The sequence below is a fragment of the Betaproteobacteria bacterium genome, assembly GCA_016713305.1.
Lineage (GTDB): Bacteria > Pseudomonadota > Gammaproteobacteria > Burkholderiales.
Genome location: JADJPK010000019.1, coordinates 1 through 17,960 on the forward strand (window position 1 = coordinate 1; position 17,960 = coordinate 17,960).

Here is a 17,960-nt window from a genome sequence, read left to right on the forward strand (position 1 = left end):
CCGGCATCGACATAAGCATTGACCAGGCTGCACAACTTGCCCCCGTTTCTTCCGGGTCCCTTCGGAATCACGGCGCACCCGGCCGCCATCCCAGCTGATATCTTTCTGACGGCCGGGTTGATCGGAAAATTAACCCCCGTGAAGGCGGCGACCAGGGTAGTGGCTCCGCGGATCACGACCTGCTGTCCGGCGCCGGAACGTGACAGAATGGTCCGACCGTAGGATCGACGCGCCTCACTCACGCGAACCGGTCGATGATGTCTGCGCGCCGACAGCACCTCCGCGCTTCGCCTCGCCCGGCGGCTGGGCTTGCTCGAGCGTCTTGCTGATACGCGCGCGTGAGGCTGGCTCGCTCACTGGAGCTTTTCAGCAGCCCCCCGCATCGGCGAAATTGTATCGCTCGAAGGAAGACGTCCTCCGCCTGGCAATTCAGACCCGCGCACGGCCGATTAAAGTGCGTCGTCGGAAGCTCGGGGATGGAACGCGTGCGCAACTGTTCCGATCCAATTTTCCCGTCGCCAACGGATTCAGGATGTGGCTCTGTTTGATATCTTTCCATCGTTCCATCGCGCCAGGATCCATCGATACGGAACTTTGTATCAAGGTAAATCACTCGCGACCCCGCAACGCTCCACCCCCATTCGGATCCGGTCTGTAATTCGTTAAACCCGTGAATATAACGCGATGAAAAGGACTTTCCTCGGCGCGCTTTCAAGTCGTGCTTTCTAATCTTCCCCGTTCAGGGCTACTGGAAGTTCCGGCATGGACAATGATCTGCTGCAACCGCGCCGTTCTGCCGCTGCCGCTCCACGCGCGCGAGCAGTTCGGCCACTTCGATGGTGCTGGGGGGTCGGCTCAGCAACGAAAGCGATGAATTTCTCGTTGCCCCTCGATTGATCTTCCGACTACCGCAGAATTAGAACCGCCGGATGAGAATTTGAGGACAGCCTCGATTTCCAGGCTTGGATGGGCGTTGAAGCCCGGTTTTGATAATTACGCTCCTTCGACCGGCCTTGGATACAAGTTCGCCGCCCACGGCAGCCGGCTGATTATATCTCCGGTTTTCAAATATCCTTCGCGATCGATCGCCTCCGCGGTCATGTCCGGCTGACCATAATACCCCAACATCCCGTTGGGCCCTTGAACGAGCAGTTCGCCCGCTTCTCATCGGGTACTTCCCGCCATCAGGTCCGACGATCTTGGTTTCGATTCAGCCTTTGGCGGTCCGATGCCTTTCGTTAACTTCCCATGGCATGCAGCGTCCGACTGATGGTCGGAGACGTCTCCGATCAGTCCGTAACCATTTGGAACTTCCACCGCCGAGCAGACTATCGCCGCTGCTGTCGCAGAGACAGATCCGGTATTGGTGCCGTTCCTGTCGAGACATACCAGAAAGGTTGTCGGGCGTAAACGATGGTATTTTTCCGATCGGCGTAAGCAATGATCCGCGACAGCAGCACTTAGGAGCAACGGGTTTGAAGATGGTCAATGAACCGACATTCCCGTTGGCATCGATTGCTCGCGTGAGAGAACCTCGGCATGATCTCTTCAGGTTGCGCGCCATGACAGCGCCACTGCCTGCAGCGACGTCAGCCCAGCGCTGGACTGTCAAGTCGGCATAACGCGAGGCGGCGAGCGTCCTCGGGAAGAAGCGTGTTGGTTCTTTTGCCTCGGCCCGACCCGTGAGCCGGGTTGCGGTGACTGAGCATCACTCCCTTCAGGCGTGAAGTGGTTCCAGTCGTGTAGATGAGAACAGCAACCTGGCGGGCAGGATCCTCATAGACCTCCTCAGAAGACGGTGCTTCGCCCTTCCAGCTTACCTACCTGGTCGCTCAATCCTGTGAATCGTCTTTGAAACCAGACGCCGCCGGCGCTGCTGCGTCTGCCTTCCACCGATATTCCGTGCGCTTGCTAGAATACCGCGTCTGGGTTTCACGATATCTGCTCAATGACGTCCAGTTCATTGCGGACCCCGCCGGGCGTTCGTCATCACCACCCCCGCATCAAGCCGGCTGACCCGCTACATCAGGACGTTGGCGTCAGTGGAGTTCTCGCCCACCACCATGACCCGATCACCGGGACCCGGATTCCCTAGTAGCGCCCATATCACCTGCCGACGGCCTCGATCCGTATCGATCAATCTTCGATAGGACCAGACGTTGCCCTGCTCGTCAGTAATAGCCAACCGGGAGGCTCCCGCTTTGGCCCCCTCGTTCCACAATGAGGTGGATGCGTCATGACGGGTCGAGTCAAAAATCCACCGCACTTCCATGGCCGGGCCCAATCTTCGCTCCGGCCAGAACCGAATTTCGCATCAGCACCTCGACTACAAGCAACCCGCCGGATGGCGAGGACCTTCTTCTTTAACTGGGTAGTTCACCCCGATATATTGGTCGGACCAGGTTTGGTGCGATCAACCGTACTATCAAGTGGTGTTTGGCGGCACCGCATAACCGGCGCGCTCACGGCCTGAACTCACACAATCCCGATCGGAACTGGAGCTTTCTACGCCGCCGCGTCTGCGCGCAACGTGCATTACCGGTGCGCATCGTCACCGACTCCTCGGCGGAGGTCGGGTGCAGCGCCATGGTGGCGTCGAAGTCGGCCTTTGTCGCCTTCATCTTCACGGCGATGGCGATGACCGCTGAGTGAGTTCGGCCGCCCGGCCCGACAGATATGGCACCGAGCACGCGGTCGGTCGCACCATCCACCGCCAGCTTCATCGGCACCCGCGACTGGCTGCCTGACATGGTCGCCTTCAGCGGGCGGAAGGTGGTCTTGTAGACATCGACGACAGCGGACTGGGCCCTCGCCTGTCGCCTCTCCGTCAGGCCGGCGTTGCCGACCTCGGCTGCGTAGAACGGTCATTGGAATATCGGCGTGATCGACCTTCACCGGCGCGCCGAACACGGTGTCGGCGAAGGCATGGCCTTCGCGGATCGCCACCGGAGTCAGGTTGAAGCGATGGGTGACACGTCGCCGACCGCGTAGATATAAGGTACAGGCTTTCGAGGATTCGTTGACGGCGATGCCGCCGTTCTTCCGAGTTGATGGCAACACCGCCTTCTCAGCCCGAGATTGGCGACGTTGGGCTGGCGGCCGATCGCGGACATCACCTTGTCGGAGGCGATGCTGGAGCGTTCTTCGACAGATGCGGTGTACTCGATCGCCACGGAATGCTTCTCGATCTTGTCCACGGTGCAGCCGGTGAGGGGCGTGATACCGTCCTTCTCCATCTCGGCGCGGACATCGGGCGCGCACATCGTCGTCGAAGCCGCGCAGAATGCTTGTCGCCGCGATAGATCACCGTCACGTCGGAGCCGGGCCGGCGAAGATGCCGGCGAATTCCAGCGCGATAGCCGCCGCCCTGGATCAGATGCGCTTCGGCAGGTGCGGGCGGATGAAACGCCTCGTTCGAGGAAATCGCAGCTCAATGCCGGGATCATCTTGCCGTAGTTCGGCGCGCCGCCCGTGGCGATCAGGATGACTGTTCGACTCGGGTTTCTTGCCGCTCATCTGAGCACCAACGTATGCGGATCCATCGAACACGGCGCGCGACCCTGATGACCTGTCGCTGAGTTCTCGACAATGGAAGTATAAAGACGCTCCCAGCCGCGCGATCTCATTGTCCTTGGTGGCGATCAGGGTCCGGCCGGTCGAAGGTCACGAGCAGCGCGGTCAGCCGAAACCGGCCGCATCCGCAAAGTCGTGGCTGAAATGCGAGGCGTACGGGCGGGCGGCTTCTTCCGGCACGCACCCGCGGACAACGCAGGTGCCGCCCATCAGACACTCTTCGGCGATCGAGCCGCGGGCGCCAGGCCGACGGCGGCGATCCGCGCGGCACGCACGCCGCCCGAGCCGCCGCCGCCTGACAACAAACAGATCCGTCTCAAGGCTATCCGTGCCGGGAAATCAATTCTTTGGGTGGATTTGGCGGGTTTCAGATGCTTCAATTTCTTAGCCTGATATCTGCAAACGGGGTAGATTCAACCGAGGATCTCAAGATTACCTCTAAAGGACTGGTTTGGCCAATTTGGCAGACCATGATTAGCCATCGGAGAGATCGAAATCGAAGTGATCGGCAGGACCAGGCAGGATTATTCCAGGACCCAATAGGCGAAATCGAACCGACAAGCTTGAGGCTCCGCCCCCGAACTCGCCATCGGAAGGGATCACTTTCCTTCATCCGGGAGGCGCCACTTCTCAGCCCTCCGAACGGTTGCCATCTCCAGAGCGCGATTTCGCAGAAGAAGTTTCGAGACCAGCCGCCGGCGCCGTTCGTGAAGCCGCTCTGGCCGCGCAGAAACCATGCGGTGATAGAACGGCGCCCAAATTCTGGGATCTATCTGCGAAGATCAGAAGGCGGCATCGATAATATAATGCTTTATACTGAATCAGGAGTTCCATTCGAGGCCAAGAGTATACAAAGCCGTCATGGAGGTCGCCGTATGCTCGAAGGGCAGGCGGTCAGGTTAACCTGCACGCACTGGACTGCGGACAACATCCGCGAGATCAATACCATACTTGAAGAGACTAACAAGCGCCTATCCAGAGGCCAAAGCATGAGCGCGAGGACAGGGGCGTTCCATCTTGCGATCTTTTCCGCCACCAAGAATGACATTTTGCTCCGCGTGGCAGAGATCGTTCCACGAGCTATCCCGGGCATCGGTGGAAGGTCTACTTGCCGACCATAGTCGCGGGCGCCAGCCCCCTATTGCCAAGAGATCATTGACCGATCCTGGAAGCCATGAAGAACGACAGGTCAGCCAGGCCGAGCAACAGATGAACGCTCATCTCTCCCGAACCAGCGAGGCGTAGCGGTGCTGTTAGGCGAACCAAGGCCAAGAAGCGTGCATCGCCGGAGGCGGCGTGGCGCGCGGCAGCTCACGATCCGGCAATGCCGCATGGCTATGGAATGCCTTCGGACTTCCGGCCTTTGGCGCGTCTCCCGCCTCGGCAGGGCGAGGGCGGATCTCTCAGAATTTTTCCTGGCCCTTGAAGCGCACCCGCCGTCAGCCCCGCGACGAAGTAGCGGTAGCAGAACGCAAAGATGACAAACAGCGGCAAGGCGATGAGGGAGGCGCCGGCAAGATCTCGCCCACAACGCAGATCCTGCGCCTTCCCAGCATCGAGGCCAACGCCACCGGAAGCGTCATGTTTTAATCCCGAGATCAGACGAGAGCGAACACATAGTCGGCCCAGGACAGCAGGAACGAGAAGATACCGACCGTAATCAGGCCGGGTGCGGAAAGCGGCAAGACCACCTTGATGAACGCGCCGAACTGCGAGCACCCGTCGACCATTGCCGCTTCTTCCAGGTCAAATGGCATCGACTTGAAGAAGCCCCACAAAAGCCAGACGCCTAACGGGAGCGAGATTGCGAGGTGAGCAATCAGCAGGCCCCACAGGCTGTCGGAAAGCCCGACCATGCGGAACAAGGCCGACATCGGGACAACCAGCATCAACGGCGGAAACATATAAGCAAACAACATCGAGGCAACCAACGTCGTCTTGCCGCGGAACCGCAGCCGCGTCGCGCCTAGGGCAATGAACAGGGAAAACGTGGTGGCAACGATGATCGTGGCCACCGCCATCAGCGCGCTGTTGAGAAAATTGGCCAGGTAGTTCGTAAGCTCCAGCAGCGATTACCAAGAAAAGATCCGGCGGCCCAGAACACCAACGACGTGTCCAGAAACAGCTGTGCGGGCGAAGACTCGACAGAATCATCCAGTAAATCGGAAAGAACGAGTAGATACAGATCGCCACCACAGCCGCGTAGAGGCCGACACGCCTGGCAATTTTTTGACCGACCGGCTGAAACCCGAACAATTTCGTTTCCGGATGCCGGCCTTGGCGCCGTCCGTGCCGAGCGGATCGAACCCGAGAGGCGCTGGGAAGCCTGCCGCGGGGATCGGCACAGCAGCAACGACGGAGAGGCGGCCTCGGCGGAGAGTTGGTGTTGCTGTCACCGTCATCGTGCCTTGCTTTGTTTCGTCGATGGGGAAGAATCGCAGATAGATCAGGATAACGGTCGCCAGAAGCGCAACGAGATTGTCGCCACCGCGGCTCCCCCCGAGATCGAACTCCAGAAACGCCCCTTCGATAGGCCAGGGTCGGGAGCATCTCGGTCTGGTTCATCGGGCCTCCCTTGGGGTAACAGCCAGATCACGTCGAACTTGTTGAACATCCAGATGCCGCTCAGCAGAACCACGACGATCAAGACGGACCTGAGACCCGGCGGCGTGATGCCAGAATTGCTTCCAGGCACTGCGCCGTCGACCGCGAGCGGCCTCGTAAAGCTGACCGGAATTGTCTGCAGACAGCCAGCACGCACGTCACTACAAACGGAGTCCATATCCATACGCTGACGAGAACAACCGTTCCTGCGGTGGCGAGTCGGCGCCCCAATCGAACATGCTCGACCCGAACGAGGCCAGGATACCCTTTGATCAACCGTAATTCGGATCGAGCATCCATTGCGCGATGAGGCAGGCAACGACTGTCGGAAGAAAGTAAGGGATGATCGACAGCGCACGAACGACCGTTCGCCCCATGAACTGACGATTCAGAACGAGTGCAACGCTCACGCCGAGCGCGACCTGCAATACGATCGCTGAATCGAAATCATTACCCCGTTTAACAGCGCGCCCCTAAAAAGTTACCGTCCTCCAGGACGGTGAGATAATTCCAAACCCGACCCATCGCGGCGGAGCGATAAAGGACTCCGCCGCGTAGAATGAGAGCTTGATGGAGTACAGGAGTGGCCCGCCAACGATCGCGCCGACTATCAAAACGCCCCCGACGAACAAGCCGATGATTCGCCAATCCTGCCTCATGAGGCACCTACCTTTTCGTCAACAAAATTCAGCCAAGCTTCCGGATGCGATTGGCCGCCGCCTTCACGCAATCGGCCGATGACATGTTCCTGAGCACCTTGTTCTGCAGCATCTCGGGCATGACATTCGAATCGAAGACCTTGCACGGCCGCAGATCGATTGACGGACCGATCAAGTCGACCGACGAGAGCCTGACCTTGCTGTCCGGGTCGATGAACGACTTCATCTGCATCATCGTTGCCCAATGCTTCTGAATCATCGGGTGCTTCTTCCAGCGCGGATCCTCGTAAATGTCTAATCGCACCGGCTGGAAGTTCATCCAAGCCGAATGCAGCCAGTCGATGTAGTGCTCATCGATAAACCATCGAGGAACCTGAGCGTCTCCTCGCTTTGCCTGGTCTTGAATGCGACGAACCCGTCGAAGGCAAACGGCAGCGCCTTCTGTTTGCCGGCGCTGTCTGGTGCGGCAAAGATGCCATACTTGTCCGCGAGATCCGGATTTCGCGCTTCAAGCGCCTCGACTACACGACCGGAGTAAAGGGTATGCGCACCTTCCCAGTGACGAACAGGCTCATCAGCTCGGCATAACCCACCGTATTCAGTCCTGGCGGCATAGTCTTGTAGAGTTCGCCATAAAGATCGAGGAAGCGGCCCGCCCGATCCGCATTCTCGGGAGCGTCAAGGACAACGTTCCACTTGTCATCGTAAAATTGCGGGGCCTCCGCGAACAGATTTCCGAAGCTTGCCCAGTTGGTCGCGCTGTCGCTCGCAAGCGGCATTACGCAACCCGCCACTCGCTCTATTGCCGTCCTTTGTCACAGTCAGCGCCCGGCAGTTTTCGAGATATTCCGCCCATGTATTAGGGATCTTGAGGCCCTTCTCGGCGTAAAGATCCTTTCGATAATAACAGGTCACCAGATTGTAGTCGTAGGGATAGAACCAGTTTTCTCCCTGATACTTCCAAGCGCCCATCTGCCCCCAGGAATGCTGCTTCACAAGATCGGTCACCGGAAGAAGATGACCGCCGCGGGCATACTGAAGAATATGGGCGATATAGCCTTGGGTGGCGAGGTCATACGGAGTACCGGAATTGATCGCCGCCATCGTCTCATATTCGTTGCACGCGTTTCTGCAACACGGCTCGCTATCGGCCGCGGTTTCATTGTTCAGGAACTGGAGCGTCACCCCGGCTTGAGCGTTCACGTACGGAGCCGCCAGAGAGCCCGTCACTCCAACCACCGCTCCGGCCGATGTTTTGAGAAAGTCTCGTCGGCTAAGGCCGAAAGACCTACCCTGACTTCCATTGATTTGAGTGTGCCTGGTCGCATGACGCTTTTCCCTCCCTTTGCTAATTTCGCTTATTGATTTTGATTGCCTCAACGTCCTTCCGTTCTCGCGCGAAAACATATGCAACCTCTGCGCGGGCAGAATGACGGGGACCTTGTCGCCGGCCGCGAGCACGTCGTCGCGCGCGAATACCGCGCGGAACTTCTGACCGAATATCGTCCCCAGCACATAAGTCTGCGCGCCGATTTGCTCGACAAGGCTGACGATCATCTCAAATGCCGTGGACGCCTTTCCGCACGATCGATATGCTCGGGCCTGATGCCGAGCGTGACGCCCTTCTCCGTCTCGAGAAGACTCGCCGTCAGGCAATCCAGTTGGCGCTCAGACCGCCGGAACGCATTTCGACCACGCCCCGTCGCGGAGCAATCCGCCTCGACCAGGTTCATCTCTGGGAACCCGATGAAGGCCGCCACAAAGACGTTCTCCGGCCGGTCGTAAAGGTCCAGCGGCCGCCCGCCTGCTGGATCCAGCCATCACGCATGATCACGATCCGGTCACCGAGCGTCATGGCTTCGACCTGATCGTGGGTAACAAAGATCATCGTGGCGCCCAGCCGGGCGTGCAGCGTCGCGATCTCCTCACGCGTCCTGACGCGCAGCTTGGCATCAAGATTGGAGAGAGGCTCGTCGAGCAGGAAAACGTCGGGGTCGCGGACTAACGCGCGGCCAAGCGCGACCCGCTGCATCTGGCCACCCGACAGTTGGCGCGGCTTCCGCTCGAGCAAAGGCTCAAGACCGAGGCTCGATGCCGCGCTACGCACGCGACGATCAATCTCTTCTTTCGACTCCCCGGACACGGAAGACCGAACGCCATGTTTTCGTAGACTGTCTTCTGCGGATAGAGCGCGTAGTTCTGAAAGACCATCGCAATATTGCGATCTTTTGGCGGGAGCGCAGTCACATCCCGCCCGCCGATCAGAATCTTGCCCGATGTGACATCATCAAGCCCCGGCAAGCATGCGCAACGTCGTGGACTTGCCGCAGCCGGACGGGCCGACGAAAACGACCAGTTCGCCATCGGCAATATCCAACGAAAAAGTCCTGCACCGCCCACGGCCCTCGATCTCCTCCAAAGGATTTCGCGACATTCTGGAGAGTTACTCGCGCCATACAGCACCGCCTTCACGTTCTTCCCGGTATTTTCACCATGCGCGGAGCTTTGACCGCGCAGCGTTTTTAATTGGATAAACCAATTTGGTCTGTCCGTACGCGTCGCCTGCTGGGGTGTCAAGCACCGCAGTTGGCACCAACCCGCGATCGTTGAGCGGCTCTCACGCGACCGGAAAGCAGGCCTGACCCATCAAAACCGATCCCAGCCTATTTGGTTTGACCAATTTGGCTAGTCCAATTATGCTTGAATGAAGGCCGCACGGGTCGCGCAACTATTCGCGCCGCAAACTTCAAGGAAGCGTCATGGCTGGACCGTTGGTGGGTTACCGAGTGCTGGATCTTTCAAGAATTCTCGCGGGGCCTTGGTTGGGGCAGTTGCTTTCGGATCTCGGTGCCGAGGTCTGGAAGATCGAACGCCCGGCACCGGCGACGATACACGGCAATGGGGGCCGCCCTTTCTGCGGAAAGACGGCGGAATCGATACGACCGAAAGCGCGTATTTCCTGAGTGCCAACCGCGGCAAGCATTCGATCTGCGTCGACATATCGACCGAGGAAGGCAGCGCCATTGTGCGCGCGCTTGCGCAACAAGCCGACATCGTGATCGAGAACTACAAGGTCGGCGACATGGCGCGTTACGGCCTCGACTACGAGTCACTCGAAAGCTGAAGCCTGACATCATTTACTGCTCGATCACCGGCTACGGCCAGACCGGCCCGATGAAAGATGTAGCAGGATACGATATGGCTATTCAGGCTATAGGCGGCCTGATGAGTATTACCGGAGAGAGTGACGACAGACCCGGCGGAGGCCCTCAGAAGGTCGGAGTTCCGATCGTCGATATTCTCACCGGCATGTATAGCGCCGCCGGCGTCATCTCCGCGTTACTGCATCGCGAGCGCACCGGAGAAGGACAGCATATCGACATGGCACTGCTGGACGTCCAGGTCGCGGTTCTCGCCAACCAAAATTTGAATTTCCTCACGACCGGCACGCCGCCCAAACGGTCCGGCAACGCGCATCCAAACATCGTTCCATATCAGGTCTTCAAAACAAAGGATGGTTCCTTCGTGCTCGCCGTTGGTAATGATCAGCAATTCCGGAAATTCTGTGCAGCTACTGGTTTAACGGCTTGGCAACCGATAGCCGTTTCGTCACGAACACCGATCGGCTTAAGAATCGTGACCAACTTATCCCCCTGCTGGATGCGCATCTGGTACAGCAGACGACCCAGCATTGGATTTCCATTCTGGAGCCCGTGGGCGTGCCTTGCGCGCCGATCAACCGGCTGGATCAGGTGTTCGCTCACCCTCAGGTGATCCATCGGGAAATGCAGATCAATCTTCCTCATTCTTCCGGCGCAACAGCCCCTCTCGTCGCCAACCCGATCAAGTTTTCCGGAACGAAGATCGAATATGCCAAAGGACCGCCGCGGCGAGGCGAAGATACTGCAACATCCTCAAGTCGATACTGAAGTACGACTCGGCGGCCATCCAAGATCTAAATGAGCGACGGATCATCGATATCGGACGTCCTGAAGTCGGCTAGGGGCCCAGAGCCCATATCACTCGTCGAATCGTCTCTTGGTCTGGCTGGATGGCAGGTTTGGCAGGAGCGAGCAGCAAGACGGCGAGCCCTGCGCCGAGGAGCAGGAACGCGGCCACGATCCTCCGGTATTGAAACATGAGACGAGCTCTCCGTTGACTACCAAGCCTTCGTCGCTATAATTGGATCGACCTGATTGGTAGGACCAATTATAGTTTGGCGATGGCTTTTGCAAGTCGGGAAGGCTCTGACCTTGGCGAAACTGGTCGCAAAACGAACCGATCGTCGGCTTTTGAAATAGGGGACGGAGGATGAAGCTCTCGAAATACGATTATATCGTTGTCGGCGCAGGATCGGCAGGATGCGTGCTCGCCGCTCGATTGAGCGAAGATCCCAACGTCAAGGTGTTGCTGCTCGAGGCCGGACGTCCTCTTCTTCAATCTTCGTTCACATGCCGGCAGGCATTCGCGTGCTCTACACGAGTCCGAAGCATAACTGGCAATTTTGGACCGAACCGCAGACCGAACTCAACAATCGCAAGATCTACATTCCCCGTGGCAAGGTGGTGGGAGGGTCGTCCGCCATCAACTCCATGATTGCGATCCGGGGAAACCCTCAGGATTACGACTCATGGGAAGCGCAAGGCTGTCGTGGGTGGGGGTACGAAAACCTCCGCCCCTACCTTAGGAAAATCGAGGACGCCGCCCAGGTAACGTCCCAGCCCGATCAGGACCGAGGTTATTCTGGTCCGATCCGACTTGTCTGGCGTATTGCAGCATCCAATCTCGAAGGCATTTATTGAGAGCGCCAAGTCGGCAGGCCTCCCCGAGAACAACGGCTTCAATGGTCCGTCTCAGATGGGCGCAGGCTTCTACGAACTCACGATCTCAGACGGCAAGCGTTCAGGTGCTTTCAAGTTTCTCGACCAGGGAAAGGGACGAAGCAATCTGACCATCATGGCCAACACTCAGGTTCGGCGCCTCGCGGTCGAAGGCACGCGCGTTCGGGGTGTTGTCATTGAGCACAGCGGGCGTGAGGTCACCGTCTCGGCCGAACGAGAAGTCTTGCTGACTTCCGGGGCCATCGGTTCGCCGCAATTACTGATGCTGTCAGGAATTGGACCGGCCGATCACCTCCGTTCACTCGGCATCAAGCCGGTGCTCGATTCCGCCGGCGTTGGAAGCAATCTGCAAGATCATTTGGATTGTGCGATTCGATTGGAGGCGTCGCAGCCGATCACACTGACGCCGTACATTGGATTGATCAGAGGTGCCTTGGCTGGCGCACAATATATGCTCCGAGGAACAGGGCCCGGCACCTCGCAGGGCGTCGAAGCCGGAGCCTTCTGGGGGCCCGATAAAACCTCATCGTGGCCCGAGTGGCAGGCTCATCTCATCGTCGCGCTTCGAAACCCGCCGCCGGGCGAGCGCGTCCCACACGGCTTTGCCATTCGTGTATGTCAGCTTCGCCCGAAGAGTCGTGGAACGCTGACTGCGATCGGCCGATCCCTTCGTTGCGCCGGCGATCGACCCCCGCTTTCTATCCGATGAAAGTGATTTCGTCAGTATGCAGGAAGGCGTTCGGCAGATGTGCGAGATCATCGATCAGCCGGCGCTCCTAAAGCAGATTAAGCGCAAACTCGATATCGATCCGTTTACCAGCGCGGAATCCCGCAAGAAGTGGATACGAGCCCGCGCAGAAACGATCTACCACCGGTCGGAACATGTCGCATGGGTGAGGATCGCGACGCCGTAGTCGATAGCAAGCTTCGGGTTCGGGGCATCGATAATCTACGCGTTATCGACGGTTCGCTTATGCCAACCGTGATCAGCGGAAACACCAATCTGCCGATCATGGCCATGGCGGAAAGCTGCAGAGTTGATTGCGGGGAAGTGACCCAATGTTCTCTCCTCAATTGCAGGAACAGTCTGAACCCTTGCCTTTCATCACACAGGCTATCGCTTGATTTCCCGTGATCCCGCTCGTTGTCGGCGGTCTGACGCGAAGGCGTCAGTAAATGGCAGCAAGCGCCGAAGCGCGCCCTCCCTAGACTGCCCGGGGTCCGATGACGGGTCCGGGCTCACTGCGTGAGCCACCTCCGGCAGGATCGCCGTAACGGCCAAGAGCCTTGCAACTGGGCCGCCAGCGACGAACGCAGCGTGTCCGGTGCCAGTACCTCCACATCGGCCCCATGCTTGAGGATGTCCATCGAAAGCTCCCGATCATCGCTATAGGGCACTTCCAGGATGTAGCTTCCATCCGCCTCGAACCGGGATCCGCTGAGCCGGGTGCCACTGTTCCGACGCGACCCAACGCGCACGTTCCGGCGTGAAGCGCAGCGTCGCCCACCGCACGTTCGCGCCGGAGAAGATCCCGTAGCCGCTGGACAGCCCCTGTCCATTTCCTCCTGGGACGCCTCGGCCGCCGCCGCATCGAGAAGCGGGCCGATTCCACCGCGTCCACGGCGAAACTTCGCGGCCGTTGCGCAAGTGGCACCAGGCATCGAGATACCAGTTGTCCCGGTAGTACACGAGGCGCTGCGGCGAGATCTCGCGCTCCAGCCTCTCCCGGACGCCCGGTTGAAGTGGACGATGGCGAGCCGCTTGCGTTCCAGCAGTGCCTGGGCGAGCACGGCGAACTGTGCCGACCCCACGGACCGCCGCGCCATCTGCAGCAGCCGTATCCTGTTGCGCACCTGCGAGCCGCGTGGCCGCGGCGGCCCAGGATCTTCTCCAGCCGTTCAGGCGATCGGCGCGACGTGCGCCTCGAGCATGCCGCCTCCGATCTGCTCCAGCAGCTCGTGCATCGTGAGGAGCGCCAGGGCCTCGGCGGCGTCGAACCACAGGCCGGGCAGTTCGGATTCCGGTTCGTCGGACGCCAGCCGGTAACCGCCCGCCTCGCCGTCCCACACGATGGGGGTGCTGAGCCGGCTGCGAAGGTATTCGAGGTCCCGCTTGAAAGTGGCACGCGAGACTTCCAGTTCGTCGAGGAACGCGTCGATCGTCACGATCCGCCGCGAACGCAGCATGCGTTCGATGCGATAGAAGCGTTCGGTGCGATCCACGGGCGTGTTTCTTCTCTCGTTTCCTGAGCGGCCCGTCGCGGGCGCAAGCCGGTGCGTGCTCCGGCGTTGACACCCCCGCACGCACCCCGCATCATCGAAAATCCAGTTCGTCACTTCGGGCGGCTCATGAATCTTGTCGCATTTTCCTGGCGCAATCCATCGCTCGCCGCGGTCGCGGTCGCGGTCCTCGCGCTTCCCGCCTGCACACCGCAGACGACCGGCACGAAGCCGACCAACGGAACTGCACCGAACACCTCCACTTCGGCGACTGCCTCGGGCGCTGCATCGCCTCCGGCAGGAGGATCTCCGACTTACCAACCCGTCTCCGGACATTCCGATTCCGCCCAACACCCGGAATCAACACCGAGCGTTCGATCATCATTCTGGGCGGGCCCGACCGCTGGTTCGGCAAGGTGGTGCTGGTGCTCAAGCGAGCCTCCACGCTGGCGTACGCCTATTACGCCGAACAGATGCCGACGTTCGGGTGGGAACCGGTGATGGCGACCCAGGGCAAGGTGAGCGAGCTCACGTTCCTCCGCGGCGATCGGACCGCCCACGTGGAAATCACCCCGGCGGCTCTGCGCGGTTCAGAGGTCACCATCACGGTGAGCCCGCGCCCAGGCAACCCCGCGGCTGCAACTGGTGCATCGTCGTCCCCCTGCACCGTCAGCGGGCACGAAGAAATAGCGCTGCCTCGCCCACGGAATCCCGGAGAACATGCCCATCGAAGGAATGAACCACTTCACCGTGCTGACCTCTGATCTCGAGGCCACCACGCACTTCTACGTCGACTTACTGGGCCTCGTGCCGGGCCCGCGGCCCGACATGGGATTTCCCGGCGTCTGGCTCTATATCGGCAAACAGCCGGCACTGCATGTGATCGCCGGCCGCCCGCTGCCTGCCGACCCCCGCGGAGTGCTGGATCACATGGCGTGGACCGCCACGGACCTGCCGGCGACCACGGCGCGCCTCAAAGCCCACGGAATCAGTACGACCTGCGCCCGTCAGAACGACTCCGGCACATGGCAACTGTTCTGCTTCGATCCCTGCGGTGCACGCGTCGAACTGGACTTCGACGCCTCGGAGCCCGAGCCTTCGGCGTAGCGCGGAAACCTCCGCTTCCGGCCTTCGACCGAGACAGGTGAGCCCCCTGTCACGGTGTCACGACCGGGATCAGAGCGCCGTTTCCGTCATGCAGGACTGATACGCACGATCGCCGATGAGTTCCACGGGTATGCCCGCCTTCCCCTCCCGGGACTCCCGCTCCATCGCCTGATATCCCTGATCGATGGTGCGCGTGACGAACTCCCGTTCGTTGGCTGTCGTCGCCGTGCCAATGGATCTTCACCTCGTCACGTCGCTGTCCCTGGGTGTAGTAGAAGGCGGCCGCCACCTGCAGCCGTGCGACGTACACGCACTTCTCTTCCCGGGTCATCGTCGTGATCCGGTCCGCCTGGGCGGCAAGGGGTGACAGGCAAGCGATCACGGCAATGCAAACGGACAGTCGATTCATGGCGGTCTCCAGGACGGTCAGGCGCGGGCCCACGCTGCCCTCATTGGCATATTGCATGCCGACGACGGATCCAACAGAGACGGTAACCGAAACGCGCCGATCGCCTCACCGCTGGACATCCGGATGTCCAATCCACGGGCTTTCGGCGGCCGTGGCGCTCGAAAAACGGCGCCGATACTGGGGTTGCATCTGCGATCCTTCGGGGGGACGCGCGCCGTTGTTGGAAGAGCGCAAATCCGGCGGTTCTGTCAAGAGCGCGAACGGCAGTTATCAAACGAACCGGCACACAGAAGTCAAGCACGTTCAACCGGCCCGGGCACTTCCTCGAAGATCGAGATAAGTCAATGAAAAATTGAAGAAATCGCCGTGACCAAAACTTGAGCGGAACAAGCTAAGTCAGCCTCGCGAAAGCATTTTTTGGGGTTTCTCCCAGCGTCATTCACAGTTTTATCCACAGGTTCTGTGGATGGTTTTGTCGGGTTGCTTGACAGAGAAAAGTCAACTCCAGGAACGGTCCTCGATGACGAAAAATCCGACCCAGTTCCAGGTCGTCGCCCGCCGCACCGGATCCTCGTCGATACGCCACGACTGCTGGCCGTTCACGGGCCCCATGACCATGCGCGAACGAATCCGGCACACGACTTCGTCCCCTTTCCGGTCACTCTCTTGCGCCTCTTCGCTCCGCGCCAGTTCCTCCGCCCGGGTCCGCCGCACTCGTAGGCGCGTTCGAACGCAGCCTGGGCATCTTCCACGGCGGCGTCGCCGATCCCATTCCCGACCACCCATTCGAAGACCAGCCGGCCATGGGGCGGACAGCCTTCCACGAGGTCCATGAGCGGAAGATCCGGCGGCCGAGCGCGCCGTTTGCCGCCCTTCTCCTTGTCCTTCTTCTTGTCCGAGTCGTCGGACTCCTTCCTGGCGCCCTTCTTTCCCATCGGCGGATCCCCGCTGCGGCCCAATACGAAGGGACTCTAGCCGGTGGCCTCCGATGCGTCTATCGCGCCCATGGCTCGCGACCGCGGAGCTCCAGCACGATCTCCGGCAGCCGCTGCGGGTCGAGAGACTCGGGCGGCACCGGTGCGCCCGCACGGATGCGGATTCGCGGCGAAAAGGCCTTGGGCAGGTACCGCCACAGTCCCGCGTATCGGCGACTGAATACGCTCCCCCACAACCCGGCCAGGGCGAGGGGAACCACCGGTACCGGCGTGCGATCGATGATCCTGCGCACGCCATTGCGAAAGGTCTGCAGTTCGCCGGTCCGCGTGATGGCTCCTTCCGGAAAGATGCCCACGAGTTCGCCTTGTTCCAGCGCCCGCGCGACCTCGTCGTAGGCCCGCTCCAGCATTTCCGGGTCTTCCTTTGCCGGGGCGATGGGGATGGCCCGGCTTTCCCGGAAGATGAAGCTCAGCACCGGCGCGCGAAAGATCCGGTGATCCATCACGAACCGGATGGGGCGGGTGCAGGCAGCCATGACGACGACCGCGTCCGCGAAACTCACGTGGTTGCAGACGATCAGGGCGGCTCCTCTTTCCGGAATGTGTTCCATGCCTTCACGGCGCAGCCTGTAGATGCCATGCACCAGCAGCCAGGCGAGAAACCGCAGCAGGAATTCCGGCAGCAGACGGTAGATGAACAGGGCGACGGCTGCATTCATCAACGACAGGACCACCCACACGTGCCAGGCCGCCAGGCCGGCGCGTTCCAGCGCGGTGCGCAGCAAATCCGGCTGCAGCGAGGATCAGCATGGATGCGAGCGCCGCTACCCGTCTCGTTCCCGCGTCAGGCGCGCCGGGGCGGTCACGGAGAAACCGGTAGAGCGGGACAGCGAACCAGGCGGAAAACGCTCCATGTAGCGCCGCACTCAGCGATACGAACGCGTGCGTCATCGCCTCTGCGTCGTGAGCGACCCACAGCGCAGTGCCAAGGGGCAAGACGGTCATGCCGATGGAACCGAATGGAATCAGACCCAGTTCATTGTGTCCGCGCATACCAGGCATCCAGCCCAGGTTGCCGACTATGCCGCCGGCGGCGAATCCGCCGAGGAGCGTACCGCCGCTCGCCCAGGCGAATCCTGCCGGGCTCTGCCCTGCCGAGCCCACGGCGAGGAACAGCACCGTGCAGTACGCGCTGAACCACTCCCAGACCGGAGCACGGCCAGGCGACGGGCCGCGCCTCGGGCATGAAAAAACCCCGCGTTGCATCACGGGGTTTCGGCCGGACCGGCTGCCGTCCGTCAACTGGCGGACAGGCAGTCGCTCATGAACTTCTTGCGGTCTGCGCCCTTGAGGTCCTTGGTCTTCGCTTCGGCATTGCAGCTCTTCATCTTTTCCTGCTGCGCCGTGAGCTTCTTCTTCGCGTCCTCCTTGGCGGCCGAGAGGCACTCGCTCATGAACTTCTTGCGGTCGTCGCCCGAGAGCTTCTGTTCCTTGGCCTGCGCGTTGCATTCCTTCATCTTGTTCTGCTGGGCATTCTCCGCAAAGGCCGGTGCGGCGCAGAATGCCGCGAAGAGAGCAGTGACGACGATCTTGTGCATGAGCGGTTCTCCCC

9 protein-coding genes and 10 pseudogenes are annotated in these 17,960 nt (G+C 60.3%); 4 read left to right on the plus strand and 15 right to left on the minus strand.

Annotated elements, in window-relative coordinates; genetic code table 11:
- From IPK20_19820 to IPK20_19840, 5 genes and pseudogenes are all read right to left on the minus strand, one after another.
- Nucleotides 1–236, minus strand: a pseudogene (locus tag IPK20_19820) (aldehyde dehydrogenase family protein).
- 757 nt (nt 237–993) lie between these two features.
- Nucleotides 994–1,128 (minus strand): hypothetical protein, encoded by a 135-nt coding sequence (locus IPK20_19825; protein MBK8018730.1) that lies wholly within the window; start codon nt 1,126–1,128, stop codon nt 994–996.
- 563 nt (nt 1,129–1,691) lie between these two features.
- Nucleotides 1,692–1,775 (minus strand): annotated as a pseudogene (locus tag IPK20_19830) (AMP-binding protein).
- A 687-nt stretch (nt 1,776–2,462) separates the two neighbouring features.
- Nucleotides 2,463–3,783, minus strand: a pseudogene (locus IPK20_19835) (FAD-dependent oxidoreductase).
- Nucleotides 3,783–3,953 carry a hypothetical protein gene (locus IPK20_19840; protein ID MBK8018731.1) on the minus strand — a complete coding sequence of 57 codons (171 nt, stop codon included), beginning with the start codon at nt 3,951–3,953 and terminating at the stop codon, nt 3,783–3,785. The pseudogene IPK20_19835 and the gene IPK20_19840 overlap by 1 nt, the downstream one beginning before the upstream one ends.
- A gap of 146 nt (nt 3,954–4,099) precedes the next feature.
- Here IPK20_19840 and IPK20_19845 point away from each other — a divergent pair.
- A pseudogene (locus tag IPK20_19845) lies at nt 4,100–4,818 on the plus strand (FadR family transcriptional regulator).
- Between the two features lie 90 nt (nt 4,819–4,908).
- Here the strand turns inward: IPK20_19845 and IPK20_19850 are convergent.
- From IPK20_19850 to IPK20_19870, 5 genes and pseudogenes are all read right to left on the minus strand, one after another.
- Nucleotides 4,909–5,829, minus strand: a pseudogene (locus IPK20_19850) (carbohydrate ABC transporter permease).
- Between the two features lie 149 nt (nt 5,830–5,978).
- Nucleotides 5,979–6,836 (minus strand): annotated as a pseudogene (locus IPK20_19855) (sugar ABC transporter permease).
- 28 nt (nt 6,837–6,864) lie between these two features.
- Nucleotides 6,865–8,243 (minus strand): annotated as a pseudogene (locus tag IPK20_19860) (extracellular solute-binding protein).
- Between the two features lie 322 nt (nt 8,244–8,565).
- On the minus strand, nt 8,566–8,979 hold the full coding sequence (locus IPK20_19865) for an ATP-binding cassette domain-containing protein (GenBank protein ID MBK8018732.1): 414 nt from the start codon (nt 8,977–8,979) through the stop codon (nt 8,566–8,568).
- Nucleotides 8,980–9,123: 144 nt separating this feature from the next.
- Nucleotides 9,124–9,213 carry an ATP-binding cassette domain-containing protein gene (locus IPK20_19870; GenBank protein MBK8018733.1) on the minus strand — a complete coding sequence of 30 codons (90 nt, stop codon included), beginning with the start codon at nt 9,211–9,213 and terminating at the stop codon, nt 9,124–9,126.
- Between the two features lie 382 nt (nt 9,214–9,595).
- On the opposite strand from IPK20_19870, the pseudogene IPK20_19875 reads away from it, so the two are divergent.
- Nucleotides 9,596–10,839, plus strand: a pseudogene (locus IPK20_19875) (CoA transferase).
- A gap of 308 nt (nt 10,840–11,147) precedes the next feature.
- Nucleotides 11,148–12,732, plus strand: a pseudogene (locus IPK20_19880) (GMC family oxidoreductase N-terminal domain-containing protein).
- A 184-nt stretch (nt 12,733–12,916) separates the two neighbouring features.
- On the opposite strand, the pseudogene IPK20_19885 reads toward IPK20_19880, so the two are convergent.
- Nucleotides 12,917–13,900, minus strand: a pseudogene (locus IPK20_19885) (WYL domain-containing protein).
- 717 nt (nt 13,901–14,617) lie between these two features.
- On the opposite strand from IPK20_19885, the gene IPK20_19890 reads away from it, so the two are divergent.
- Nucleotides 14,618–15,004 (plus strand): VOC family protein, encoded by a 387-nt coding sequence (locus tag IPK20_19890; protein ID MBK8018734.1) that lies wholly within the window; start codon nt 14,618–14,620, stop codon nt 15,002–15,004.
- Nucleotides 15,005–15,053: 49 nt separating this feature from the next.
- Here the strand turns inward: IPK20_19890 and IPK20_19895 are convergent, their stop codons facing one another.
- The 4 genes from IPK20_19895 to IPK20_19910 form a co-directional block, all read right to left on the minus strand.
- Entirely contained in the window at nt 15,054–15,413 is a 360-nt protein-coding gene (locus IPK20_19895) for a hypothetical protein (GenBank protein MBK8018735.1), read from the minus strand.
- 599 nt (nt 15,414–16,012) lie between these two features.
- Nucleotides 16,013–16,348 (minus strand): hypothetical protein, encoded by a 336-nt coding sequence (locus tag IPK20_19900; protein MBK8018736.1) that lies wholly within the window; start codon nt 16,346–16,348, stop codon nt 16,013–16,015.
- A gap of 59 nt (nt 16,349–16,407) precedes the next feature.
- Entirely contained in the window at nt 16,408–17,067 is a 660-nt protein-coding gene (locus IPK20_19905; GenBank protein MBK8018737.1) for a 1-acyl-sn-glycerol-3-phosphate acyltransferase, read from the minus strand.
- Between the two features lie 579 nt (nt 17,068–17,646).
- Entirely contained in the window at nt 17,647–17,946 is a 300-nt protein-coding gene (locus tag IPK20_19910) for a phosphate-starvation-inducible protein PsiF (GenBank protein ID MBK8018738.1), read from the minus strand.
- Between the last annotated feature and the right edge of the window lie 14 nt (nt 17,947–17,960).